Here is a 20,828-nt window from a genome sequence, read left to right as displayed (position 1 = left end):
CTCCGGCGGCGCAGTCTCCTGTGCCTCTCAACCCGCTTCCCGTTGCCGGTGTTCCGTGTCGATGGAGGCGCATTATAGGGATCCCGTTTCAGAGCACAACCCTTTTTTTGGATCTTTTATCTGAACGGTTATAAATGATCCAGATTGATGAGATCGCCAGCGATCCAGGCCAGAATTGGCTTGTCAGCTGCCTGAAATCGCATCAGGCTGCATTGAAAACAGAACAAAGGAGAACATGATGGCTTCCGCCCTACGTCCATATAAAGACCTTTTCCCGCAAACCGGCCAGCGCGTTATGGTCGATCCAAGCAGTGTTGTGGTCGGTGATGTCATAATGGGGGACGACGTGAGCATCTGGCCGCTGGTTGCGATCAGGGGTGATGTGAATCAGGTCCGCATTGGTGCCCGTACTAATGTACAGGACGGCAGTGTTCTGCACGTTACGCATAAATCAGCGTCTAACCCGCAAGGCTTCCCTCTTATTATTGGCGAGGATGTCACGGTCGGGCATAAAGCGATGTTGCACGGCTGTACCATTGGCGATCGCGTGCTGGTCGGAATGGGATCGATTCTGCTTGATGGCGTAATAGTAGAAGAAGAGGTGATGATTGGTGCCGGAAGTCTGGTGCCGCCAGGTAAAAGACTGGAGAGCGGCTATCTCTATCTGGGTAGTCCGGTCAGGCAGATCAGGCCGCTGAATGACAATGAGAAGGAAGGTTTACGCTATTCTGCTAATAATTATGTCGCCTGGAAAGATGATTACCTGGCGGGAGATAACCAGATCCAGCCCTGAGCATCAATATTATCCTGACGGATAGCCGCTTCAGCCTCATCTTCCAGATCCCAGCGATGGTGCTGAAACAGCGCCATCGCCTCCCCTTCACCAAAACGTGAAGCCAGCGACTTCCTGCTGATTGCACAGGTCAGCCGCATGCCGTTGACCAGCACCGGGAAACAGACCGCGTTCAGTTCAGCATTATAGGTTTCATCATCAGGAAACTGTATCGCCTGATTCATGGCTGCATGGCCTGTTTAAGCTGGGTAATCACCGGCGCGATTTCCGGCATCACACCGTGCCACAGATAGAAGGCATGAGCAGCCTGCCCCACCAGCATGCCCAAACCATCTGCCAGATGAGTCGTGCCCTGCGCCTGACACCAGCGCAGGAAAGGCGTCAGCCCGCTTTGATAAAACATGTCATAACAGCGCACATCAGCATGAATGACTGCTGCAGGTAAAGGAGGGGTTTCGCCATTCACACCGCTTGAGGTCGCATTAATGATCAGATCAAAGTGCTGATCTGTCAGCTGCTCAAAACCACATGCGCGGATAGTGCCGCTCGCTGCAAACAGGCCAGCCAGCTCTTCCGCCCGCGCGGCGGTACGGTTAACTACAGTGAGTGTCACGCCTGCTGAGAGAAGCGGCAGAATGACCCCACGTGCAGCACCGCCCGCCCCCACCAGCAAAACCTTGTCACCAGCATTGATCATCTTCAGCCGTTCAAGATCGCTTAACAGCCCGATACCATCCGTGTTGTCACCCAGGATCTTCCCATCGCTGAGTTTTTTCACCGTGTTTACCGCGCCGGACAGGGCTGCACGTTCGCTGAGCTGATCGGCAAATTCCCATGCCTGCTGTTTAAAAGGTAACGTCACGTTGGCGCCACGGCCTCCCTGTTCGAAAAAGGCAGAGAGCGCCTGAGGAAAACCATCTATCGGGGCACAAATCCGACCATAGCGATGTTCAACGCCCGTCTGTTCAGCGAAAGCCTGATGGATCAGCGGAGATTTACTGTGGTTGATCGGATTACCGAAAACGGCGAATTGATCCATGAATTAGCCCTGACGTATAAGTTCGCCGCTGATGACATCGCGGATTTCAGAGGGATTGAGCCGCCCACCTGTTTTTCCCGACAGAACCGGGAACTGCTCACCAAACTGCTGCTTCACTTCTTCAGCCGTTCGGCAGGGAGGCAGGCCTGACAGATTTGCACTGGTTGAGACCAGCGGTTTACCAAATGCGCGGCAAAGGGCCTGCACATCAGGATGGTCACTGACGCGAATGGCCAGTGAATCAAACTGTCCGGTAAGCCAGCGAGGCGTTTGTGGCGGAACGGGTACGACAAAGGTCACCGGGCCGGGCCAGCATGCAAACATCCGCTCACGCTGTATCACAGACAGTTCCCGAGCGGAGATGTAAGGTTCCAGCTGGGTGTAATCAGCCGCAATCAGGATAAGCCCCTTTTCTACCGGACGCTGTTTCAGCGCCAGTAAAGCCATGACGGCAGATTCACTGTCAGGGTCACAGCCCAGACCAAATACGGCTTCAGTAGGATAGGCGATGACCGCCTGTCGATTCAGCTGCTCTAAGCAGGTTTCAAGTGAATCGGCGAGGTGTTGATTTTCCATGGTCTATGAATTCTCTTCAGCAATGGCTTTGCCACAACTTTTACTGGCGCAAAAGCGTTTGATCCCTTGGGCCGTCTTTTTTTCAACTAATAGCGGATACTGGCAATAAGGACAGATTCCGGCAACGGGTGTCAGATTCACAACAAACTGGCAGGCTGGATAGCGGTCGCAGGAGTGAAACGTTTTGCCGTAACGGGAGCGCCGCTGAACTAACCGGCCTTCATGGCACTGTGGACAGGCCAGCGAGGTTTCATCCGGTTTGTCGATGGTTTCGGTGTATCCGCATTCCGGATAGAGGCTACAGCCAATGAACATGCCAAATCGCCCCTGCCGCAACACTTTATCCGCACCGCATTCGGGACAGGCGTGGCCTTCCAGCACTTTGACCACATGACCATCGGCCTGACCCTTTAAGGGTCGAATGTAGTCGCATGCCGGGTAGTTCGCGCAGCCCAGAAAAGGACCGTGTTTACCGGAGCGGATAACCAGTTCTGCCCCGCAAGCGGGGCAGGGATCCTGTTTACGCACGGTGAAGAGTGCAGCTTTACTCATAGCGATCAATGCATGAAAGGAAATTTAATGCAGCATACCTTCATTGGCGTCGAATAGCAGTTCTTCCATCTGCTGATAGGCATTTTCACATCCGGGAATGTTGAACAACACCATCAGTACCACCCATTTGAGATCCTCCAGGTCAAACTCAGAGGTATCCAGCGCCATAATGCGTTCGATGACCATTTCACGCGTTTCCAGGTTCAGCACCTGAATCTGCTCCAGGAACAGCAGGAAACCACGGCTGTCAGCATCTAAACGTTTGCTCTCTTCATCGGTATAAATACGCATGGAGAGCGGATCATTTGTCAGTAAAATTGGCGCAACCAGTCCTTCCTGATAGTCAGCCAATCTTTCTAACCAGTTCAGCGCACTGTAAATATCTTCACGATGGAACCCGGCATCCGTCAGGTCGTCTGTCAATCTGTCCTGATCAACACCCATTTCTGCTTCGTTGTGGATATATGTCTCAAACAAATACATCAGTACGTCGAACATGGCATGCCCTCCTCAATCGGACATAGCCGCCGGGTACAGCTGCGATCCATCCTGCTAACTCCAGTTCCAGCAACTGAGCTGAGATAACTGGCACAGATTGGCCGGCACGTTCAGCGACAACGTCAACAGGTGTAACATCATCACCTACGTTAGCCAACACATCAGCAAATGGCAATGGAGCATCGTCACTCACCTCAGAATAAATTTCACCGGCCGGTGTCATCGGCAGCCAGTTAAGTGCACTTGCCAGATCTTCCACGATGTTATGGGGATGGGCCACCAGCAGCGCCCCCTGCTGAATCAGCCAGTTTACGCCTTCGCTTAACGGGTTACCGAGCGCGCCAGGTAAGGCATAGACATTACGATTTTGCTCCAGCCCATACCGCGCCGTTACCAGGGAACCACTCTTCAGCGAGGCTTCTACCACCAGCACCCCATGGCTCAGGCCGCTGATAATACGATTACGGCGCGGAAAATTAAGCGGATGCGGCAGGGTCGTCAGCGGAAACTCAGAAACCACCGCTCCACCCTGTTCAACGATCTCTGCGGCAAGATGGGCATGATTGCTGGGATAGAGCCGCTGCAAACCACTACCTAACACGGCCACCGTTTTACCGCCTACGTTGAGTGCTGCCTGATGCGCAACACCATCAATACCCCTTGCCAGTCCGCTGGTAATGGTCAGACCGCTGAGGCTTAAGTGCTGGGTAAACCAGTCGCACCAGTAGCGGCCATAGTGTGAACAGTTTCGGCTGCCCACCACCGCTAACTGTGGTGTGCTGATAAGCGCAGGATCGCCATCAATATAGAGCAGCGGCGGAAAGCGGTTGGTTTCTTTAAGACGGGCAGGATAGGCCGCGTCCAGAGCAGTTACCAGATGATGAGCCGGACTCTGAGCCAGCCAGGAATAGACTTCTGTGAGATTATTTTCATTAAAATCATCATATTGCTGGCACTGGCTCTCATCTAAGCCAAGCCGGATAAGCTGCTCCCTGTCTGCCTGTCCGGCACCTATTTGCTGCGCCACATCAACCCAGCGTTTCCCTGTCATTCCAGTGACGGCGGCCAGCCGTACAGACTGCGCTATTTTGTCCATCTTCAGCTCCCTGATCGCCCTTGCTTCCTGCCGCAGAATGCTGTCAATCAGGCCTCGAAAAGTCTACAATATAAGGTAGTAATCTTTTCTTAACCGAATACAGATCTGGATATTTATGTCAGTTTTGCAGGTATTACATTTCCCTGACGAGCGTCTTCGCAAAGTTGCTGCGCCCGTTAAAGAAGTTAACGCAGACATTCAGCGTATCGTTGATGATATGTTCGAGACGATGTATGCCGAAGAAGGTATCGGTCTTGCGGCTACGCAGGTCGATATTCATCAGCGCATTATCGTGATTGACGTCTCTGAAAGTCGTGAAGAGCGTTTAGTGCTGATTAACCCTGAGCTGCTGGAAAAAAGCGGTGAAACCGGCATTGAAGAGGGCTGCCTCTCTATTCCGGAACAGCGCGCATTTGTTCCGCGTGCCGAGCGGGTAAAGGTCCGTGCACTGGATCGCGAGGGTAAAAGTTTCGAACTGGAAGCCAGCGAGTTACTGGCCATCTGTATCCAGCATGAGATCGATCATCTGGAAGGCAAACTGTTTATCGATTATCTGTCGCCTTTAAAGCGGCAACGGATCAAAAATAAATTAGAGAAACTGGCGCGTCAGAACGCGCAGGCTTCCTGAGATCTTAATAAGGGATAAACGTGTCTGCCCCGCTAAAAATCATCTTTGCCGGCACACCTGACTTTGCAGCGCGTCATCTTGACGCGCTGCTTGCTTCTGAACATCAGGTTATCGGCGTATTCACCCAACCCGACCGTCCTGCTGGTCGCGGTAACAAATTAACGCCAGGCCCGGTCAAAACGCTGGCGATGGCACATGACATTCCGGTTTATCAGCCTAAGTCACTGCGACCTGAAGAAAATCAGCAACTGGTTGCTGACCTCAAGGCCGATGTGATGGTGGTTGTGGCCTACGGATTAATTCTGCCCAAGGCCGTGCTTGATATGCCACGTCTGGGATGCATCAATGTCCATGGCTCACTGCTGCCACGCTGGCGTGGAGCTGCGCCTATTCAACGTGCGCTCTGGGCTGGCGACAGCGAAACCGGCGTGACCATCATGCAGATGGACGTGGGACTGGATACCGGCGATATGCTGCATAAGCTGGCCTGTCCGATTACTGCCCAGGATACCAGTGCCACGCTGTATGACAAGCTGGCACAGCTTGGCCCACAGGGGCTGCTGGATACGCTGACATTACTGACCACTCAGCAGGCTACACCTGAAAAACAGGATGAAACGCTGGCCAACTATGCTGAGAAACTCAGTAAAGAGGAGGCACGTCTTGACTGGACACTCTCTGCAGAACAGCTTGAGCGTTGTATTCGCGCTTTTAACCCGTGGCCGATGAGCTTTTTCACCATTGAAGATCAGCCGGTTAAAGTATGGCAGGCAAGCGTTCTGCCCCACTGCGATCGTGCGCCTGGTGAAATTATCCATGCTGACAAGCATGGCATCCAGGTGGCGACGGCTCAGGGCGTACTGAACCTGCTCCAGTTGCAGCCCGCCGGTAAAAAACCGATGTCGGCTCAGGATCTTCTCAACTCGCGCCGGGAATGGTTTGAACCTGGAACCCTTCTGGACTGACTCTCAGGCCCGGTCCCTCACCGGGCCTTTTGTTTGATGACAAAACCCTATGACTAAATCTATCAACCTGCGTAGCCTCTCGGCTCAACTTATTGAGCGTGTGGTCGACAAGGGCGAATCCCTGAATACGGCACTGCCAGCCGCCCAGAAAAAGCTCTCTGACAAAGATAGCGCGTTAGTGCAGGAGATCTGTTTTGGCGTATTGCGCACATTACCGCAGCTGGAAGCGCTCATTGGCAAACTGATGGAGCGTCCACTTACCGGCAAACAGCGGGTTCTGCACTATCTGATCATGGTCGGGCTTTATCAGCTGGAATATACCCGAGTGCCCGCCCATGCCGCACTGGCAGAAACCGTCGCGGGCGCCGAAGTACTGAAGCGCACCAGTATGAAAGGCTTATTAAATGGCGTATTACGCCAGTTTCAGCGGCAGCGGGAAGAGCTGCTCGCCACTGTTCAGGATGGCCCGCAGCGCTATCTGCATCCGGGATGGCTGCTAAAGCGTTTGCAGCATGCCTGGCCGGAACAATGGCAACAGATTGTCGAAGCAAATAATCTGCGTCCGCCGATGTGGCTGCGGGTTAATCGCCAGCACCACGATCGTGACACGTGGCTGGCAATGCTGGCCGAAAGCGGCAGGAATGCACAGCCTGCTGTCGATGTGCCGGATGCGCTGCGGCTTGACGCCCCTGCCCCGGTCAGCCAGCTACCAGGCTTTGATCAGGGTTGGGTTACCGTGCAGGATTTATCTGCTCAGCGCTGTGCCTTGCTGCTTGAGCCCCAAAACGGCGAACAGATTCTGGATTTATGCGCTGCGCCCGGCGGTAAAACGACCCATATCCTTGAAATCGCGCCTCAGGCCGAAGTTATGGCCGTCGACGTGGATGCGCAGCGTCTTAAACGCGTAAATGAGAATCTGCAACGACTGGGTATGAAAGCAGACGTGAAACAGGGTGATGGACGAACGCCGCAACAGTGGTGCGGCGATCGTCAGTTTGACCGTATTCTGCTGGATGCACCCTGCTCTGCTACCGGTGTGATCCGACGCCATCCCGATATTAAGTGGCTGCGTCGCGATCGGGATATCGCCGAGCTGGCAAAACTTCAGGGTGAAATTCTTGATGCTATCTGGCCGCACCTGAAACCTGGCGGTACACTGATTTATGCCACCTGTTCCATCCTGCCTGAAGAGAATCATCAGCAGATAGATGCTTTCCTGCAGCGCCAGCATGATGCGCAGGCAGAGCCCCTCAGAGATGCGCCCGCGAACGGCTTACAGGTCTTCCCGGAAGCCGAGGGCGGAGATGGTTTCTTCTACGCTAAGCTGATAAAAAAATCGGGTACAAACTGAAATGAGTATTGATAAGCGATGAAAATAATCATTCTGGGCGCAGGACAGGTTGGCGGAACCCTGGCAGAAAATCTGGTGGGTGAAAACAACGATATCACGGTGGTTGATACCGACTCTTCACGCCTGCGTCACCTGCAGGATAAGTTCGATCTTCGCGTCGTGCAGGGTCATGGTTCTCATCCACGCATTTTACGTGAGGCGGGTGCGGAAGATGCCGACATGCTGGTTGCCGTAACCAACTCCGATGAAACCAACATGATTGCCTGTCAGATTGCTTATTCGCTTTTCAATACGCCGAATCGTATCGCCCGTATTCGCGCGGCCGATTATCTGCGTGATGCGGACAAATTATTTATTCCTGAAGCGGTGCCTATCGATCACCTGATCTCGCCTGAACAGCTGGTGATCGACAATATCTATCGTTTAATCCAGTACCCTGGCGCATTGCAGGTCGTTAACTTTGCTGAAGGCAAAGTCAGCCTCGCCGTGGTGAAAGCTTATTATGGCGGGCCACTGGTGGGAAATCCGCTGTCGATCATGCGTGAGCATATGCCACACATTGATACCCGCGTAGCCGCTATATTTCGTCAGGATCGCCCCATTCGCCCACAGGGTTCAACCATCGTAGAAGCGGGTGATGAAGTCTTTTTCATTGCAGCCAGTCAGAACATTCGTGCGGTAATGAGTGAAATGCAGCGGCTGGAGAAACCTTATAAACGGATTATGCTGGTAGGTGGCGGTAATATCGGTTTCGGTCTGGCACAAAAACTTGAGAAAAATTACAGCGTGAAGCTGATTGAACGTAACCCCCAGCGCGCAGCAGAACTGGCAGAGCATCTTCACGACACAGTCGTCTTTTATGGCGATGCGTCAGATCAGGAACTTCTCGCTGAAGAACATGTTGATCAGGTTGATCTCTTTATCGCCGTCACCAACGATGATGAAGCCAATATTATGTCAGCCATGCTGGCAAAAAAGATGGGGGCGAAGAAGGTTATGGTGCTGATTCAGCGCCGCGCCTACGTCGATCTGGTACAAGGCAGCGTTATCGATATCGCTATTTCACCTCAGCAGGCCACGATTTCTGCCCTGCTGGGTCATGTGCGCAAAGCAGATATCGTGGGCGTTTCATCGCTACGACGCGGTATTGCAGAAGCGATCGAAGCGATAGCGCACGGAGACGAATCAACTTCACGCGTGGTCGGCCGCTCCATTGATGATATCAAACTACCGCCAGGCACCATTATTGGCGCAGTGGTTCGTGGAGACGATGTGATGATTGCCAATGATAACCTGCGAATTGAACAAGGTGATCATGTCATCATGTTCCTGACCGACAAGAAGTTTGTATCAGATGTGGAACGTCTCTTCCAGCCGAGTCCATTTTTCCTGTAAATGCCGCGTTTACAGGCGAACAGAACACAAGGAACGCAAAACTGCCGCTTAATTCGCTGTGTTGATGGCAAAACCAGTAGGGTTTGTTAGACTTTATGGCATTGGCTTGGGCAAGGAGATAAGTATGAGTTTAATCAAAGAGTTTCGCGATTTCGCAATGCGCGGCAATGTGATGGATTTAGCCGTCGGTGTCATCATCGGTGCTGCATTCGGTAAAATTGTTTCATCGTTAGTCGCCAACATCATTATGCCGCCTTTAGGCTTACTGATTGGTGGTGTCGATTTTAAATCATTCGCCTGGGTACTTAAGCCTGCAGTTGGTGATGCTCCAGCCGTTGTTATGCAGTACGGTATCTTCCTTCAGACCATCTTCGATTTCGTCATCATCGCTTTCGCAATCTTTATGGCGATCAAGTTAATGAATCGTCTGTACAAGAAAAAAGAAGTAGAGAAGCCAGTGGCTAAACCGTCAAACGAAGAAGTTCTGCTGACTGAAATCCGCGATCTGCTGAAACAGCAGAATACCCGGGTCTAGTTAATAAGCCGCCGCACAGGCGGTTTTTTTAACCGTAAAAGCAGAAGGGCAGTGATAAGACGCTTTCTTATCACTGCCCTCCCATCCAGTCCCCTTGCCATGTTTCTCTTTCCGCTTAAAACTACCTTTACCCTTTTGCTTCTGCTCGATGCGTTGCCGAAATAGCGGGTCGTGTAACAGAGCCTGAATCGCGTTATCGCGGATTTGCCCTTTGGTGTGCTGATATTTACTCATGACGCCTCCTGTTGAGATGGTCTGATACTCTATTCCTTTGCAGCAAAATAACAATATGCTTATTTGCTCGAAGCCTCTCCCCGCTCCAGCGCCTCAAGAATTGAGCACGAAATGCTACTGTGACTGTCACCACAACAGGCATCGGAAAGGTGTCGCAGAGAACGCTGCATCGTTTCTAATTCTGCGATCATCTGAGCAACTTCGCTCAGCCGTTTTTCAACGATCGCTTTTGATTCCTGACAGGTGTGGTGCGCAGGATCAACCCGGATCGAAAGTAGCTCTCTGATCGCTTCCAGACTGAAACCCAGTTTACGACCATAACGAATAAATTTCAGACGCTGAAGATCGCCCTCGCTGTAAAGGCGAAAACCACCTTCCGTCCGACCATCATGATCCATCATCTGCTGCTTTTCATAAAAACGGATAGTGTCTGGCGTCACCTCCGCAAGCTTAGCTAACTGACCGATGCGAAACATTTACTCCTCCTCGCGGAAACGATGCTGAATAGCAGTGGAATAACTGCCATGGAGAAAATCGGTACTGATACCCGCCTGGCGTAATCTTAGCTCCAGCACCTGAAGCCGATGGCAATGATCCTGATAATTTTGATCCGCAGGATCGAGGTTACGAAGAAGATCGTTAACTTCCATGGCTTCCCGTCTGAGCTCAAGCTCCGGCGGCAGAAAGCCCGCATTTTTCAGTAAACGGTAGCCTGCTCTTAACTCAGGCGGAACATGACTGTCATCATCCAGCTGCAGCGGCTTACCAGAGCCGGGAAGATTACTCAGCTCGCCTTTTTCCAGCGCCGCTTTGATGTGCTGTTCAGCAAGTTCATCAACCAGCCACATAGTTAGCTCCTTTGAACATGAAAAGAGTAAGTTCTAAGGTAGTAAATTTCAGGCAATAAAAAACCCGCCGAAGCGGGTTTTTTACGTTGCTACAGATTACTCTGCGGCTGCTTCTGCTTGAGCTTCTGGACGATCAACCAGCTCGATGTAAGCCATCGGAGCGTTGTCACCAGCACGGAAGCCACACTTCAGAATACGAGTGTAACCACCGGCACGGCTCGCGAAACGCGGGCCCAGCTCATTAAACAGTTTTGCCACGATCTCGTTATCACGAGTACGGGCGAATGCCAGACGACGATTAGCTACGCTGTCGGTCTTGGCAAGAGTAATCAGCGGCTCAACTACGCGACGCAGTTCTTTGGCTTTCGGCAGAGTCGTTTTGATGATCTCATGACGAACCAGAGAACCGGCCATGTTGCGGAACATAGCCTGACGATGGCTGCTGTTGCGGTTCAGTTGACGACCACTCTTACGATGGCGCATGACCTTATCCTTCTCAGTGAAACCTTAACCTGTGATCTGATTATTCATCAGCAATGCTTGCTGGCGGCCAGTTCTCGAGGCGCATGCCCAGAGAAAGACCACGCGAAGCCAGCACATCTTTAATCTCGGTAAGAGATTTTTTACCAAGGTTAGGCGTTTTAAGCAGCTCAACCTCGGTACGCTGTACCAGATCACCGATGTAGTGGATAGCTTCTGCCTTAAGGCAGTTAGCAGAGCGGACAGTCAATTCCAGATCGTCAACAGGGCGCAGCAGGATCGGATCGAATTCTGGTTTCTCTTCTTTAACTTCCGGCTGACGTACATCACGTAAGTCAACGAAAGCTTCAAGTTGTTCTGCCAGAATGGTTGCCGCACGACGAATCGCCTCTTCAGGATCGATTGTGCCGTTGGTTTCCATTTCGATGACCAGCTTGTCCAGGTCGGTGCGCTGCTCTACACGCGCTGCTTCAACATTGTAGGCGATACGGTCTACAGGGCTGTAGCAAGCGTCAACTAACAGGCGGCCGATTGGGCGCTCATCTTCTTCCGAATGAATTCGGGCAGAAGCCGGCACATAGCCACGACCACGCTGAACTTTGATACGCATGCTGATAGCAGCGTTCTCATCGGTCAGATGGCAAATGACATGCTGAGGCTTGACGATTTCGACATCACCATCATGGGTAATGTCGGCTGCAGTCACAGGGCCAATGCCAGATTTATTCAAGGTCAGAATAACTTCATCTTTCCCCTGAACTCTTACCGCCAGCCCTTTCAGGTTGAGCAGGATTTCCAGGATATCTTCCTGTACTCCCTCTTTGGTGCTGTACTCATGAAGTACACCATCAATTTCAACCTCGGTCACCGCGCAACCCGGCATGGATGAAAGCAGAATACGGCGCAGTGCGTTACCAAGAGTATGGCCAAAGCCACGCTCTAAAGGCTCAAGGGTCACCTTGGCGTGCGTCGAACTCACTTGCTCGATATCTACCAGGCGCGGTTTTAGAAACTCTGTCACAGAACCCTGCATTGTGTCCTCTCTTTGGTACTAAGCCTTACTTGGAGTAAAGCTCGACGATCAGGTGTTCGTTAATGTCCGCAGACAGATCAGTACGTTCAGGAATACGCTTGAACACACCTTCCATCTTAGTCGCATCAACTTCCAGCCAGGTTGGCTTTTCACGCTGCTCAGCCAGCTCCAGAGCGGCCTTCACGCGAGATTGCTTTTTGGCTTTCTCACGGATGCTAACGACATCATTCGGAGATACCTGATAAGAAGCGATGTTAACAACGCGGCCATTTACCAGAACAGACTTATGGCTAACCAGCTGACGTGCTTCTGCACGAGTGGCACCAAAGCCCATACGATAAACTACGTTGTCCAGACGACCTTCCAGCAGAGCCAACAGGTTTTCACCGGTGTTGCCTTTCAGACGAGCTGCTTCTTTATAATAGTTACGGAACTGACGCTCCAGCACGCCGTAGATACGACGAACTTTTTGCTTTTCACGTAACTGACCGCCGTAATCAGACAGACGCGGTTTACGCGCACCATGCTGACCAGGGGCTTGTTCAATCTTACACTTGGAATCAATCGCGCGAACGCCAGACTTAAGGAATAAGTCAGTGCCCTCACGACGGCTCAGCTTGAGCTTAGGACCCAAATATCTTGCCATTTTCTTTCTCCAACTATCCTAAAAAAACGGGCGTTATACGCGACGTTTTTTCGGCGGACGACAACCGTTATGAGGGATCGGAGTCACATCAGTAATATTAGTGATGCGGAAACCAGCGGCGTTCAAAGCACGAATCGTAGATTCGCGACCTGGACCCGGACCCTTTACCATAACTTCCAGGTTCTTAATTCCGTAATCTTTTACCGCTTCTGCACAGCGCTCTGCAGCGACCTGAGCAGCAAACGGAGTGGATTTACGTGAACCGCGGAAACCGGAACCACCGGCGGTTGCCCAACCCAGTGCGTTACCCTGACGATCAGTAATGGTAACGATGGTGTTGTTAAAAGAAGCATGGACATGAGCCACGCCATCTGAGACTTGTTTTCTTACACGCTTACGTGCACGAACTGGTGCCTTTGCCATTATTTACTCACCCCGATTATTTCTTGATCGGTTTACGCGGACCCTTACGGGTACGTGCGTTGGTCTTAGTACGCTGACCGCGAACCGGAAGACCACGACGATGGCGCAAACCACGGTAGCAACCAAGGTCCATAAGACGCTTGATGCTCAGGGTGATTTCACGGCGCAGATCACCTTCTACAACGAATTTCGCAACTGCATCACGCAGCTGATCAATTTGTTCTTCAGACAGCTCACTGATCTTAACATTTTCAGCAATACCCGTTGAAGCGCAGATGGCTTTAGAACGAGTTTTACCGATACCGAAGATCGAAGTTAATGCGATAACGGTATGTTTTTGATCAGGAATGTTAATGCCTGCTATACGGGCCACTATGCACTCCTATAATTAAACAAGCACGTCCCATGCTGAAAAGCCCGTTTTCAGGATACTCAAATGGAAACGCACTGACATACAAAAGATTGGCTGGCTAATCTAGCCAGCTCAACCCGACTTTGCAAGAAAAATATGTGACAAAATCAGCCTTGGCGCTGTTTATGCTTTGGCTCGGCGCTGCAGATCACACGGACGACACCGTCGCGACGAATGATTTTGCAGTTACGACATAATCTCTTGACGGAAGCACGAACTTTCATTTTTACTCTCCGTAACTTCTCAACCAACTGAATTAACGGCCGTAGCCTTTCAGGTTAGCTTTCTTCAGTGCCGACTCGTACTGACTTGACATCATCAGAGTTTGCACTTGAGCCATAAAGTCCATGATGACGACAACTACGATAAGCAGTGAAGTACCGCCAAAGTAGAAGGGAACCTTCATCGCATCACGCATGAACTCCGGGATAAGGCAGATAAACGTAATGTAGAGAGCGCCGATTAAGGTCAATCGCGTCATTACTTTATCAATATACTTCGCCGTTTGCTCTCCCGGACGAATTCCCGGTACGAATGCACCAGACTTCTTCAGGTTATCTGCTGTTTCACGTGGGTTGAAAACCAACGCCGTATAGAAGAAACAGAAGAAGATGATTGCAGTCGCATAGAGTAGCACATAAAGCGGCTGTCCTGGCTGCAAATACAGCGAAATTGTTGTCAGCCAGTTCCAACCGGTACCGCCCCCAAACCACGATGCAATCGTTGCCGGGAACAGAATAATGCTGGAAGCAAAGATGGCTGGAATGACGCCTGCCATGTTCACTTTCAACGGTAAATGTGTGCTCTGTGCAGCGTAAACGCGACGACCTTGCTGACGTTTTGCGTAGTTCACCACAATGCGGCGTTGACCACGTTCAACAAAGATAACAAAGAAGGTCACTGCGAATACGAGTACTGCAACCAACAGCAACAGAAGGAAGTGCAGGTCGCCTTGCCGCGCTTGCTCGATGGTATGGCCAATGGCCGGCGGGAGACCCGCAACGATACCTGCGAAGATAATGATCGAAATACCGTTACCGATACCACGTTCAGTAATCTGTTCGCCCAGCCACATCAGGAACATCGTTCCTGAGACCAGACTCACAACAGCGGTAAAGTAGAAAGCAAAGCCTGGATTCATTACCAGGCCTTGCATCCCTGGCATATTCGGCAGACCGGTAGCAATACCGATCGACTGAAATATGGCCAATACCAACGTACCGTATCGGGTGTACTGGCTAATCTTACGACGGCCAGCCTCCCCTTCTTTCTTAATTTCCGCTAACGCTGGATGAACCACCGTTAATAACTGGATGATAATCGATGCCGAAATATACGGCATGATGCCCAGTGCGAAGATAGAAGCACGGCTCAGAGCACCACCAGAGAACATGTTAAACATTTCAATGATGGTGCCACGCTGTTGCTCAAGCAGTTTGGCAAGTACAGTGGCATCAATACCAGGGATTGGAATAAAAGAGCCAATACGGAAGACAATGAGTGCGCCGATTACAAACAGCAGTCTGCGTTTCAGCTCACCAAAGCCACCCTTGGCACTTTGAAAATCTAATCCCGGTTGTTTAGCCATCTGCTACTTATTCCTCGATTTTACCGCCAGCAGCTTCGATTGCAGCACGTGCACCTTTGGTGACACGCAGACCGCGAACCGTTACCGGTGTAGAAACTTCACCAGACAGAATTACTTTAACGAATTCAATCTGAACACCGACAATGTTGGCTGCTTTCAGCGCGTTCAGGTCGACGATACCGCCTTCAACTTTCGCCAGATCAGACAGACGAATCTCTGTGGTGATCATTGCTTTGCGAGAGGTGAAACCGAACTTCGGCAGACGACGGTACAGAGGCATCTGACCACCTTCGAAACCGCGACGTACGCCACCGCCAGAACGTGAGTTCTGACCTTTGTGACCACGACCACCGGTTTTTCCGAGGCCAGAACCGATACCACGACCCAGACGCTTGGTAGCGTGCTTAGACCCTTCGGCCGGAGACAGAGTATTTAAACGCATCTCTTACTCCTCCACTTTAACCATATAGGAAACCGCGTTAACCATACCGCGTACTGCAGGCGTGTCTTCACGCTCAACGGTGTGGCCAATACGACGCAGACCCAGGCCAACCAGAGTGGCTTTATGCTTAGGCAAGCGGCCGATTGAACTACGGGTTTGAGTGATTTTAATAGTCTTAGCCATCGTGATTACCCCAGAATTTCTTCAACGGATTTACCACGCTTAGCAGCGACCATTTCCGGAGATTTCATATTGCCCAGGCCGTCGATAGTTGCACGAACCACGTTAATCGGGTTAGTAGAACCATAGGCTTTTGCCAGTACGTTATGAACTCCAGCGACTTCCAGAACGGCGCGCATTGCACCACCGGCAATAATACCGGTACCTTCTGAAGCCGGCTGCATGAACACGCGGGAACCCGTGTGTGCACCTTTAACTGGGTGCTGCAGGGTGCCGTTGGTCAGCGCGACGTTAACCATGTTGCGACGGGCTTTCTCCATCGCTTTCTGGATCGCTGCTGGAACTTCACGCGCTTTACCGTAACCAAAACCTACGCGACCATTACCATCGCCTACCACAGTCAGTGCTGTGAAGGAGAAGATACGACCACCTTTAACAGTTTTAGAAACACGGTTTACCGCGATCAGTTTTTCCTGCAGTTCGCCAGCTTGTTTCTCGATGTGTGCCATCTTAGACCTCTACCTTAGAACTGAAGGCCAGCTTCACGGGCAGCATCTGCCAGTGCCTGGACGCGACCATGATATTGGAAACCGGAACGGTCGAAAGAAACACCAGTGATGCCTTTTTCGATTGCGCGTTCTGCGATAGCTTTACCTACTGCAGCTGCGGCTTCTTTATTACCGGTATACTTCAGTTGTTCAGTGATAGCTTTTTCTACAGTAGAAGCAGCGACCAGAACTTCGGAACCGTTCGGGGCGATTACCTGTGCGTAAATATGACGCGGGGTACGATGTACCACCAGGCGAGTAGCACCCAGCTCTTTGAGCTTGCGACGTGCACGGGTCGCACGACGGATACGAGCAGATTTCTTATCCATAGTGTTACCTTACTTCTTCTTAGCCTCTTTGGTACGCACGACTTCGTCGGCGTAACGGACACCCTTGCCTTTATAAGGCTCAGGACGACGGTAGGCGCGCAAGTCCGCTGCAACCTGACCAATCAGCTGTTTATCAGCGCCTTTCAGCACGATCTCAGTCTGAGTTGGACATTCTGCAGTGATACCCGCGGGCAGCTGGTGATCGACTGGATGAGAAAAGCCCAGAGACAGGTTAACCACGTCGCCTTTAACGGCTGCACGATAACCTACACCAACCAGCTGCAGCTTCTTAGTGAAGCCTTCGGTAACACCGATTACCATTGCGTTCAGCAGCGCGCGAGAAGTACCCGCCTGCGCCCAGCCGTCAACGAAACCTTCGCGCGGAGCGAAAGTCAGAGCGTTGTCAGCATGCTTAACTTCAACAGCATCATTGATAGTACGAGTCAGCTCGCCGTTTTTACCTTTAATCGAAATTACCTGACCGTTGAGTTTTACCTCTACGCCGGCAGGAACAACGACAGGTGCTTTAGCAACACGAGACATATGTATCCTCCGATTACGCTACGTAGCAGATAATTTCGCCACCAAGACCTGCCTGGCGCGCTGCACGATCAGTCATGACACCTTTAGATGTAGAAACTACAGCGATGCCCATACCAGCCATTACCTTTGGCAGCTCATCTTTTTTCTTATAGATGCGCAGACCAGGACGGCTTACTCGCTGAATGCTTTCTACAACAGCTTTGCCCTGGAAATACTTGAGAGTAAGTTCCAGTTCCAGCTTGATGTCGCCTTCGATTTTGAAATCTTCAATATATCCTTCTTCCTTCAGAACGTTGGCAATTGCCAATTTCAGCTTGGAGGAAGGCATGGTGACCGCAACTTTGTTTGCGGCCTGACCGTTACGGATACGGGTCAGCATATCCGCGATCGGATCTTGCATGCTCATCTGTGTTACTCCCGTGATTCAATTGGTGACAATTACCAGCTAGCCTTTTTCAGGCCCGGGATTTCACCGCGCATGGCGGCTTCGCGGACCTTGATACGGCTCAACCCAAACTTCCGCAGGAAACCGTGCGGACGACCTGTTTGACGGCAGCGGTTACGCTGACGCGAAGGGCTGGAATCACGCGGCAGACTCTGCAGCTTCAGAACAGCATCCCAACGATCTTCGTCGGAAGCGTTCACATCAGAGATGATCGCTTTCAGTTCAGCGCGTTTAGCGAAGAATTTGTCTGCTAATTTTGCACGCTTAACTTCGCGTGCTTTCATAGATTGCTTAGCCATTAAGTAACCCTACCTTACTTACGGAACGGGAAGTCAAAGGCAGCCAGCAGAGCACGGCCTTCATCATCAGATTTCGCAGTAGTGGTAATGGTGATATCCAAACCACGAACGCGATCGACTTTGTCGTAGTCGATTTCTGGGAAGATGATCTGCTCACGTACACCCATGCTGTAGTTGCCACGACCATCGAATGACTTAGCGGACAAGCCACGGAAGTCACGGATACGTGGAACAGCAATGGTGACCAGACGCTCAAAGAACTCCCACATGCGCTCGCCACGCAGAGTTACTTTACAGCCGATCGGATAGCCCTGACGGATTTTGAAGCCTGCAACTGATTTGCGTGCTTTGGTGACCAGCGGTTTTTGACCGGAGATTGCTGCCAGGTCAGCTGCTGCGTTATCCAGCAGTTTCTTGTCAGCGATCGCTTCACCAACACCCATGTTCAGGGTGATCTTCTCGACCCGAGGGACTTGCATGACAGAATTGTAGCCAAACTCTGTCATGAGTTTCTGGACTACTTCGTCTTTGTAGTAATCATGCAGTTTCGCCATCGTACTACTCCAAATTACTTGATAGTTTCGCTGTTAGACTTGAAGAAACGGACTTTTTTGCCGTCTTCGAATCTAAAGCCTACACGGTCAGCCTTACCAGTTGCCGCGTTGAACAGTGCAACGTTAGAAACCTGAATAGCAGCTTCTTTTTCAACGATGCCACCTGGTTGGTTCAGAGCCGGAACCGGCTTCTGATGTTTCTTCACCAGGTTGATACCTTCAACGATGACCTTACCAGAAGACAGGACATTCTTAACTTTGCCGCGCTTACCTTTATCTTTACCGGTTAACACGATAACTTCGTCGTTACGACGGATTTTAGCTGCCATTGTTCGCTCCTTAGAGTACTTCTGGTGCCAGAGAGATAATTTTCATGAACTTTTCAGTACAAAGTTCACGAGTTACCGGCCCAAAAATACGCGTACCGATAGGCTGCTCACTGTTATTGTTCAGAATAACGCATGCATTACCATCGAAGCGAATGACAGAACCGTCCGGGCGACGAACACCCTTCCTGGTGCGCACCACTACCGCCTTCAGGACATCACCTTTTTTGACTTTACCACGCGGAATTGCTTCCTTGATGGTAACTTTGATGATGTCACCGACGCCTGCGTAGCGACGGTGCGAGCCACCCAGAACCTTGATACACATTACGCGACGTGCACCGGAGTTGTCGGCGACGTTCAGCATAGTCTGTTCTTGGATCATTTTAGTGCTCCGCTAATGTCAACTACTACTTCGGGACCTAAACCTCAGGTCGTTAGAAAGCCCCATAATTGAGGGCGCGGCATTGTAACACCGGTTCTCACAGATGGGTAGAAAAAATAAACGGCTCTCAATCGAGCCGCTGATTTCCCCTGATGACAGGGAGGGCGTATTCTAGGGAATAGTGCGAACAGTAGCAAATGTAATCTGCCTTATTTTTCGTCGCCTCCCAAATAAAGTGCCCTTCTGACTCAACCAGCCAGTTTCCTGGCCAGTTGGTTATGCTGACGCAACACGGCTGGCAGTTCAATTCCGGCCACTTGTCCGTCCCGTACCCGGACTTTTCCGTTAATGATGCTATAGGCAACCTGTCCCGGATTACAGAACACCAGGGCGGCTACAGGATCGTGCCCTGCCCCGGCAAGTCCAATTCGATTCAGGTCAAAAATGGCCAGATCGGCCATCATGCCCGGCGCAATGGTGCCCACATCATCGCGGTTTAGCACCTTTGCTCCACCCAGCGTCGCCAGTTCCAGTGCCTGACGTGCCGTCATCGCATCCGGGCCGAAGCCAACGCGTTGCAGAAGCATCGCCTGACGAACTTCGGCCATCATGTCTGAGCTGTCATTGGAGGCTGAGCCATCCACACCCATACCCACGTGTACGCCGGCATCACACATATGGCGTATCGGCGCAATACCGGAACCGAGACGCATGTTCGAGCAGGGACAGTGCGCGACGCCGGTACCGGTACGTGCAAAGAGTTCTATGCCATGCTGATCCAGTTTGACGCAGTGTGCATGCCAGACATCCGGTCCTACCCAGCCGAGGTCTTCAACATACTGTGCTGGCGTCATATTGAATTTTTCACGGCTATAACGAATATCGCTGTCGTTCTCCGCCAGATGGGTATGCATAGAGACATTGAAGCTGCGTGCCATCGCTGCGGATTGCTTCATCAGCTCACGGCTGACTGAAAACGGCGAACATGGCGCAACCACGATGCGTAACATCGAACCGTGGCTGTCATCATGGTAGCGCTCAATCACACGCTGCGTATCTTTAAGAATGGCGGCTTCATCCTCTACCAGCGCATCGGGTGGTAAGCCACCCAGGGACTTACCGACGCTCATGCTGCCCCGGCTCGCATGGAAACGCATGCCCATTAAGGCTGCAGCCTCAATACTGTCGTCAAGCTTACAGCCATTCGGGTAGACGTAGAGATGGTCACTGGTAGTGGTGCAGCCGGAGAGCATTAACTCGGCCATGGAGATCTGTGTTGAGATATGAATCATCTCAGGCGTCAGATTCTGCCACAGTGGATAGAGGTGGGTCAGCCAGTTAAAGAGCTCGCCGTTTTGCACTGCAGGAATAGCGCGGGTCAGGCTCTGATACATGTGGTGATGCGTATTGATCAGGCCAGGGATGACAATATGTCCTCGCAGATCGATGATCTCATCCGCGCTATCAGGTAACGAGCGTGCTTCCCCGACTGCAAGGATCTTATTTCCTTTTATCAGAATAGAGGCGTTACCTATTTCCCTACGGTCAGCATCCATGCAGACCACACATTCAGCATTCTTCAGTAACAGAGTTCGTTCCATGCTATTGCCTGTGGGTAGTGGTTGTGTGTTACCCGATAATAGCGGCAAGCTTTTGGCAGAGCTAATCGCAGGTAACGCAGCTAA

33 protein-coding genes are annotated in these 20,828 nt (G+C 51.4%); 6 read left to right on the top strand and 27 right to left on the bottom strand.

The window, feature by feature from the left end; genetic code table 11:
- Positions 1-238 precede the first annotated feature (238 nt).
- A complete protein-coding gene (locus PAG01S_RS19875; RefSeq protein WP_022625145.1) occupies positions 239-793 on the top strand; it encodes a gamma carbonic anhydrase family protein in 555 nt (184 codons plus the stop codon).
- Here the strand turns inward: PAG01S_RS19875 and PAG01S_RS19870 are convergent.
- The 6 genes from PAG01S_RS19870 to dprA are packed head-to-tail and all read right to left on the bottom strand — an operon-like array spanning position 760 to position 4,554.
- Entirely contained in the window at positions 760-1,017 is a 258-nt protein-coding gene (locus PAG01S_RS19870; protein ID WP_010252729.1) for a DUF1488 family protein, read from the bottom strand. The two genes, PAG01S_RS19875 and PAG01S_RS19870, sit on opposite strands and share 34 nt — an antisense overlap.
- Positions 1,014-1,832, bottom strand: coding sequence for a shikimate dehydrogenase (aroE, locus tag PAG01S_RS19865; RefSeq protein WP_062759616.1), 819 nt, complete (start codon positions 1,830-1,832; stop codon positions 1,014-1,016). The genes PAG01S_RS19870 and aroE overlap by 4 nt, the downstream gene beginning before the upstream one ends.
- A gap of 3 nt (positions 1,833-1,835) precedes the next feature.
- Positions 1,836-2,408 (bottom strand): L-threonylcarbamoyladenylate synthase type 1 TsaC, encoded by a 573-nt coding sequence (tsaC, locus tag PAG01S_RS19860; protein WP_010252735.1) that lies wholly within the window; start codon positions 2,406-2,408, stop codon positions 1,836-1,838.
- A 3-nt stretch (positions 2,409-2,411) separates the two neighbouring features.
- On the bottom strand, positions 2,412-2,960 hold the full coding sequence (locus PAG01S_RS19855; RefSeq protein ID WP_010252738.1) for a DNA topoisomerase family protein: 549 nt from the start codon (positions 2,958-2,960) through the stop codon (positions 2,412-2,414).
- Between the two features lie 24 nt (positions 2,961-2,984).
- Positions 2,985-3,458: a DUF494 family protein Smg gene (smg, locus tag PAG01S_RS19850; protein WP_010252741.1), complete on the bottom strand. Its 474-nt coding sequence runs from the start codon at positions 3,456-3,458 to the stop codon at positions 2,985-2,987.
- The gene (gene dprA, locus PAG01S_RS19845; protein WP_033772964.1) at positions 3,430-4,554 is read right to left on the bottom strand and encodes a DNA-protecting protein DprA; all 1,125 of its coding nucleotides are present in this window, start codon (positions 4,552-4,554) and stop codon (positions 3,430-3,432) included. The genes smg and dprA overlap by 29 nt, the downstream gene beginning before the upstream one ends.
- A gap of 115 nt (positions 4,555-4,669) precedes the next feature.
- Here dprA and def point away from each other — a divergent pair, with 115 nt between their 5' ends.
- The 5 genes from def (at position 4,670) to mscL (ending at position 9,428) form a co-directional block, all read left to right on the top strand.
- Positions 4,670-5,182 (top strand): peptide deformylase, encoded by a 513-nt coding sequence (gene def / locus PAG01S_RS19840; protein WP_010252747.1) that lies wholly within the window; start codon positions 4,670-4,672, stop codon positions 5,180-5,182.
- A gap of 20 nt (positions 5,183-5,202) precedes the next feature.
- Positions 5,203-6,147, top strand: a complete 945-nt coding sequence (gene fmt / locus PAG01S_RS19835; RefSeq protein WP_033758952.1) for a methionyl-tRNA formyltransferase — start codon at positions 5,203-5,205, stop codon at positions 6,145-6,147.
- 49 nt (positions 6,148-6,196) lie between these two features.
- Entirely contained in the window at positions 6,197-7,498 is a 1,302-nt protein-coding gene (gene rsmB, locus PAG01S_RS19830) for a 16S rRNA (cytosine(967)-C(5))-methyltransferase RsmB (RefSeq protein ID WP_062759615.1), read from the top strand.
- An 18-nt stretch (positions 7,499-7,516) separates the two neighbouring features.
- Positions 7,517-8,893, top strand: coding sequence for a Trk system potassium transporter TrkA (trkA, locus tag PAG01S_RS19825; RefSeq protein WP_010252756.1), 1,377 nt, complete (start codon positions 7,517-7,519; stop codon positions 8,891-8,893).
- Between the two features lie 124 nt (positions 8,894-9,017).
- The gene (mscL, locus tag PAG01S_RS19820; RefSeq protein ID WP_022625142.1) at positions 9,018-9,428 is read left to right on the top strand and encodes a large-conductance mechanosensitive channel protein MscL; all 411 of its coding nucleotides are present in this window, start codon (positions 9,018-9,020) and stop codon (positions 9,426-9,428) included.
- Here the strand turns inward: mscL and PAG01S_RS19815 are convergent, their stop codons facing one another.
- The 21 genes from PAG01S_RS19815 to PAG01S_RS19720 form a co-directional block, all read right to left on the bottom strand.
- A complete protein-coding gene (locus PAG01S_RS19815) occupies positions 9,429-9,662 on the bottom strand; it encodes an alternative ribosome-rescue factor A (protein ID WP_010252762.1) in 234 nt (77 codons plus the stop codon).
- Positions 9,663-9,721: 59 nt separating this feature from the next.
- A complete protein-coding gene (gene zntR, locus PAG01S_RS19810; protein ID WP_010252765.1) occupies positions 9,722-10,138 on the bottom strand; it encodes a Zn(2+)-responsive transcriptional regulator in 417 nt (138 codons plus the stop codon).
- Positions 10,139-10,510 (bottom strand): DnaJ family domain-containing protein, encoded by a 372-nt coding sequence (locus tag PAG01S_RS19805; protein WP_022625141.1) that lies wholly within the window; start codon positions 10,508-10,510, stop codon positions 10,139-10,141.
- 96 nt (positions 10,511-10,606) lie between these two features.
- Positions 10,607-10,993, bottom strand: a complete 387-nt coding sequence (gene rplQ / locus PAG01S_RS19800) for a 50S ribosomal protein L17 (RefSeq protein WP_003850180.1) — start codon at positions 10,991-10,993, stop codon at positions 10,607-10,609.
- A gap of 40 nt (positions 10,994-11,033) precedes the next feature.
- A complete protein-coding gene (locus PAG01S_RS19795) occupies positions 11,034-12,023 on the bottom strand; it encodes a DNA-directed RNA polymerase subunit alpha (protein WP_003850179.1) in 990 nt (329 codons plus the stop codon).
- Positions 12,024-12,048: 25 nt separating this feature from the next.
- Complete coding sequence (gene rpsD / locus PAG01S_RS19790) at positions 12,049-12,669, bottom strand: 30S ribosomal protein S4 (RefSeq protein ID WP_008927131.1); 621 nt, start codon at positions 12,667-12,669, stop codon at positions 12,049-12,051.
- A gap of 33 nt (positions 12,670-12,702) precedes the next feature.
- The gene (rpsK, locus tag PAG01S_RS19785; RefSeq protein WP_004160563.1) at positions 12,703-13,092 is read right to left on the bottom strand and encodes a 30S ribosomal protein S11; all 390 of its coding nucleotides are present in this window, start codon (positions 13,090-13,092) and stop codon (positions 12,703-12,705) included.
- A gap of 16 nt (positions 13,093-13,108) precedes the next feature.
- On the bottom strand, positions 13,109-13,465 hold the full coding sequence (gene rpsM / locus PAG01S_RS19780; RefSeq protein WP_003850176.1) for a 30S ribosomal protein S13: 357 nt from the start codon (positions 13,463-13,465) through the stop codon (positions 13,109-13,111).
- 146 nt (positions 13,466-13,611) lie between these two features.
- Entirely contained in the window at positions 13,612-13,728 is a 117-nt protein-coding gene (gene rpmJ, locus PAG01S_RS21990; RefSeq protein WP_010252805.1) for a 50S ribosomal protein L36, read from the bottom strand.
- Between the two features lie 32 nt (positions 13,729-13,760).
- Positions 13,761-15,092 (bottom strand): preprotein translocase subunit SecY, encoded by a 1,332-nt coding sequence (gene secY / locus PAG01S_RS19775; protein WP_003850175.1) that lies wholly within the window; start codon positions 15,090-15,092, stop codon positions 13,761-13,763.
- A gap of 7 nt (positions 15,093-15,099) precedes the next feature.
- The gene (gene rplO / locus PAG01S_RS19770) at positions 15,100-15,534 is read right to left on the bottom strand and encodes a 50S ribosomal protein L15 (protein ID WP_003850168.1); all 435 of its coding nucleotides are present in this window, start codon (positions 15,532-15,534) and stop codon (positions 15,100-15,102) included.
- Between the two features lie 3 nt (positions 15,535-15,537).
- Positions 15,538-15,717, bottom strand: coding sequence for a 50S ribosomal protein L30 (gene rpmD, locus PAG01S_RS19765; RefSeq protein WP_003850166.1), 180 nt, complete (start codon positions 15,715-15,717; stop codon positions 15,538-15,540).
- A 5-nt stretch (positions 15,718-15,722) separates the two neighbouring features.
- Complete coding sequence (rpsE, locus tag PAG01S_RS19760) at positions 15,723-16,223, bottom strand: 30S ribosomal protein S5 (protein ID WP_003850164.1); 501 nt, start codon at positions 16,221-16,223, stop codon at positions 15,723-15,725.
- Positions 16,224-16,237: 14 nt separating this feature from the next.
- Complete coding sequence (gene rplR / locus PAG01S_RS19755) at positions 16,238-16,591, bottom strand: 50S ribosomal protein L18 (protein ID WP_003850163.1); 354 nt, start codon at positions 16,589-16,591, stop codon at positions 16,238-16,240.
- 9 nt (positions 16,592-16,600) lie between these two features.
- On the bottom strand, positions 16,601-17,134 hold the full coding sequence (gene rplF, locus PAG01S_RS19750; protein WP_003850161.1) for a 50S ribosomal protein L6: 534 nt from the start codon (positions 17,132-17,134) through the stop codon (positions 16,601-16,603).
- 13 nt (positions 17,135-17,147) lie between these two features.
- Positions 17,148-17,540, bottom strand: coding sequence for a 30S ribosomal protein S8 (gene rpsH, locus PAG01S_RS19745; protein ID WP_003850158.1), 393 nt, complete (start codon positions 17,538-17,540; stop codon positions 17,148-17,150).
- Positions 17,541-17,572: 32 nt separating this feature from the next.
- Complete coding sequence (gene rpsN, locus PAG01S_RS19740; RefSeq protein WP_008927132.1) at positions 17,573-17,878, bottom strand: 30S ribosomal protein S14; 306 nt, start codon at positions 17,876-17,878, stop codon at positions 17,573-17,575.
- 14 nt (positions 17,879-17,892) lie between these two features.
- Complete coding sequence (rplE, locus tag PAG01S_RS19735; protein WP_003850155.1) at positions 17,893-18,432, bottom strand: 50S ribosomal protein L5; 540 nt, start codon at positions 18,430-18,432, stop codon at positions 17,893-17,895.
- A 14-nt stretch (positions 18,433-18,446) separates the two neighbouring features.
- Complete coding sequence (gene rplX, locus PAG01S_RS19730; RefSeq protein WP_003850150.1) at positions 18,447-18,761, bottom strand: 50S ribosomal protein L24; 315 nt, start codon at positions 18,759-18,761, stop codon at positions 18,447-18,449.
- Positions 18,762-18,771: 10 nt separating this feature from the next.
- Positions 18,772-19,143 (bottom strand): 50S ribosomal protein L14, encoded by a 372-nt coding sequence (rplN, locus tag PAG01S_RS19725; protein ID WP_062759614.1) that lies wholly within the window; start codon positions 19,141-19,143, stop codon positions 18,772-18,774.
- Positions 19,144-19,391: 248 nt separating this feature from the next.
- On the bottom strand, positions 19,392-20,744 hold the full coding sequence (locus tag PAG01S_RS19720; RefSeq protein ID WP_033772970.1) for an 8-oxoguanine deaminase: 1,353 nt from the start codon (positions 20,742-20,744) through the stop codon (positions 19,392-19,394).
- Positions 20,745-20,828 lie beyond the last annotated feature (84 nt).

Source organism: Pantoea agglomerans NBRC 102470 (assembly GCF_001598475.1).
GTDB classification, from domain to species: domain Bacteria; phylum Pseudomonadota; class Gammaproteobacteria; order Enterobacterales; family Enterobacteriaceae; genus Pantoea; species Pantoea agglomerans.
This window is presented reverse-complemented; position numbering and strand designations above follow the sequence as displayed.

What these genes read in the sequence shown, in the direction of transcription:
- PAG01S_RS19875 (WP_022625145.1), top strand. Translation starts at nt 239, where the DNA reads ATGGCTTCCGCCCTACGTCCATATAAAGACCTTTTCCCGCAAACCGGC.
- PAG01S_RS19870 (WP_010252729.1), bottom strand. Translation starts at nt 1,017, where the DNA reads ATGAATCAGGCGATACAGTTTCCTGATGATGAAACCTATAATGCTGAA.
- aroE (WP_062759616.1), bottom strand. Translation starts at nt 1,832, where the DNA reads ATGGATCAATTCGCCGTTTTCGGTAATCCGATCAACCACAGTAAATCT.
- tsaC (WP_010252735.1), bottom strand. Translation starts at nt 2,408, where the DNA reads ATGGAAAATCAACACCTCGCCGATTCACTTGAAACCTGCTTAGAGCAG.
- PAG01S_RS19855 (WP_010252738.1), bottom strand. Translation starts at nt 2,960, where the DNA reads ATGAGTAAAGCTGCACTCTTCACCGTGCGTAAACAGGATCCCTGCCCC.
- smg (WP_010252741.1), bottom strand. Translation starts at nt 3,458, where the DNA reads ATGTTCGACGTACTGATGTATTTGTTTGAGACATATATCCACAACGAA.
- dprA (WP_033772964.1), bottom strand. Translation starts at nt 4,554, where the DNA reads ATGGACAAAATAGCGCAGTCTGTACGGCTGGCCGCCGTCACTGGAATG.
- def (WP_010252747.1), top strand. Translation starts at nt 4,670, where the DNA reads ATGTCAGTTTTGCAGGTATTACATTTCCCTGACGAGCGTCTTCGCAAA.
- rsmB (WP_062759615.1), top strand. Translation starts at nt 6,197, where the DNA reads ATGACTAAATCTATCAACCTGCGTAGCCTCTCGGCTCAACTTATTGAG.
- trkA (WP_010252756.1), top strand. Translation starts at nt 7,517, where the DNA reads ATGAAAATAATCATTCTGGGCGCAGGACAGGTTGGCGGAACCCTGGCA.
- mscL (WP_022625142.1), top strand. Translation starts at nt 9,018, where the DNA reads ATGAGTTTAATCAAAGAGTTTCGCGATTTCGCAATGCGCGGCAATGTG.
- PAG01S_RS19815 (WP_010252762.1), bottom strand. Translation starts at nt 9,662, where the DNA reads ATGAGTAAATATCAGCACACCAAAGGGCAAATCCGCGATAACGCGATT.
- zntR (WP_010252765.1), bottom strand. Translation starts at nt 10,138, where the DNA reads ATGTTTCGCATCGGTCAGTTAGCTAAGCTTGCGGAGGTGACGCCAGAC.
- PAG01S_RS19805 (WP_022625141.1), bottom strand. Translation starts at nt 10,510, where the DNA reads ATGTGGCTGGTTGATGAACTTGCTGAACAGCACATCAAAGCGGCGCTG.
- rplQ (WP_003850180.1), bottom strand. Translation starts at nt 10,993, where the DNA reads ATGCGCCATCGTAAGAGTGGTCGTCAACTGAACCGCAACAGCAGCCAT.
- PAG01S_RS19795 (WP_003850179.1), bottom strand. Translation starts at nt 12,023, where the DNA reads ATGCAGGGTTCTGTGACAGAGTTTCTAAAACCGCGCCTGGTAGATATC.
- rpsD (WP_008927131.1), bottom strand. Translation starts at nt 12,669, where the DNA reads ATGGCAAGATATTTGGGTCCTAAGCTCAAGCTGAGCCGTCGTGAGGGC.
- rpsK (WP_004160563.1), bottom strand. Translation starts at nt 13,092, where the DNA reads ATGGCAAAGGCACCAGTTCGTGCACGTAAGCGTGTAAGAAAACAAGTC.
- rpmJ (WP_010252805.1), bottom strand. Translation starts at nt 13,728, where the DNA reads ATGAAAGTTCGTGCTTCCGTCAAGAGATTATGTCGTAACTGCAAAATC.
- secY (WP_003850175.1), bottom strand. Translation starts at nt 15,092, where the DNA reads ATGGCTAAACAACCGGGATTAGATTTTCAAAGTGCCAAGGGTGGCTTT.
- rplO (WP_003850168.1), bottom strand. Translation starts at nt 15,534, where the DNA reads ATGCGTTTAAATACTCTGTCTCCGGCCGAAGGGTCTAAGCACGCTACC.
- rpmD (WP_003850166.1), bottom strand. Translation starts at nt 15,717, where the DNA reads ATGGCTAAGACTATTAAAATCACTCAAACCCGTAGTTCAATCGGCCGC.
- rpsE (WP_003850164.1), bottom strand. Translation starts at nt 16,223, where the DNA reads ATGGCACACATCGAGAAACAAGCTGGCGAACTGCAGGAAAAACTGATC.
- rplR (WP_003850163.1), bottom strand. Translation starts at nt 16,591, where the DNA reads ATGGATAAGAAATCTGCTCGTATCCGTCGTGCGACCCGTGCACGTCGC.
- rplF (WP_003850161.1), bottom strand. Translation starts at nt 17,134, where the DNA reads ATGTCTCGTGTTGCTAAAGCACCTGTCGTTGTTCCTGCCGGCGTAGAG.
- rpsH (WP_003850158.1), bottom strand. Translation starts at nt 17,540, where the DNA reads ATGAGCATGCAAGATCCGATCGCGGATATGCTGACCCGTATCCGTAAC.
- rpsN (WP_008927132.1), bottom strand. Translation starts at nt 17,878, where the DNA reads ATGGCTAAGCAATCTATGAAAGCACGCGAAGTTAAGCGTGCAAAATTA.
- rplE (WP_003850155.1), bottom strand. Translation starts at nt 18,432, where the DNA reads ATGGCGAAACTGCATGATTACTACAAAGACGAAGTAGTCCAGAAACTC.
- rplX (WP_003850150.1), bottom strand. Translation starts at nt 18,761, where the DNA reads ATGGCAGCTAAAATCCGTCGTAACGACGAAGTTATCGTGTTAACCGGT.
- rplN (WP_062759614.1), bottom strand. Translation starts at nt 19,143, where the DNA reads ATGATCCAAGAACAGACTATGCTGAACGTCGCCGACAACTCCGGTGCA.
- PAG01S_RS19720 (WP_033772970.1), bottom strand. Translation starts at nt 20,744, where the DNA reads ATGGAACGAACTCTGTTACTGAAGAATGCTGAATGTGTGGTCTGCATG.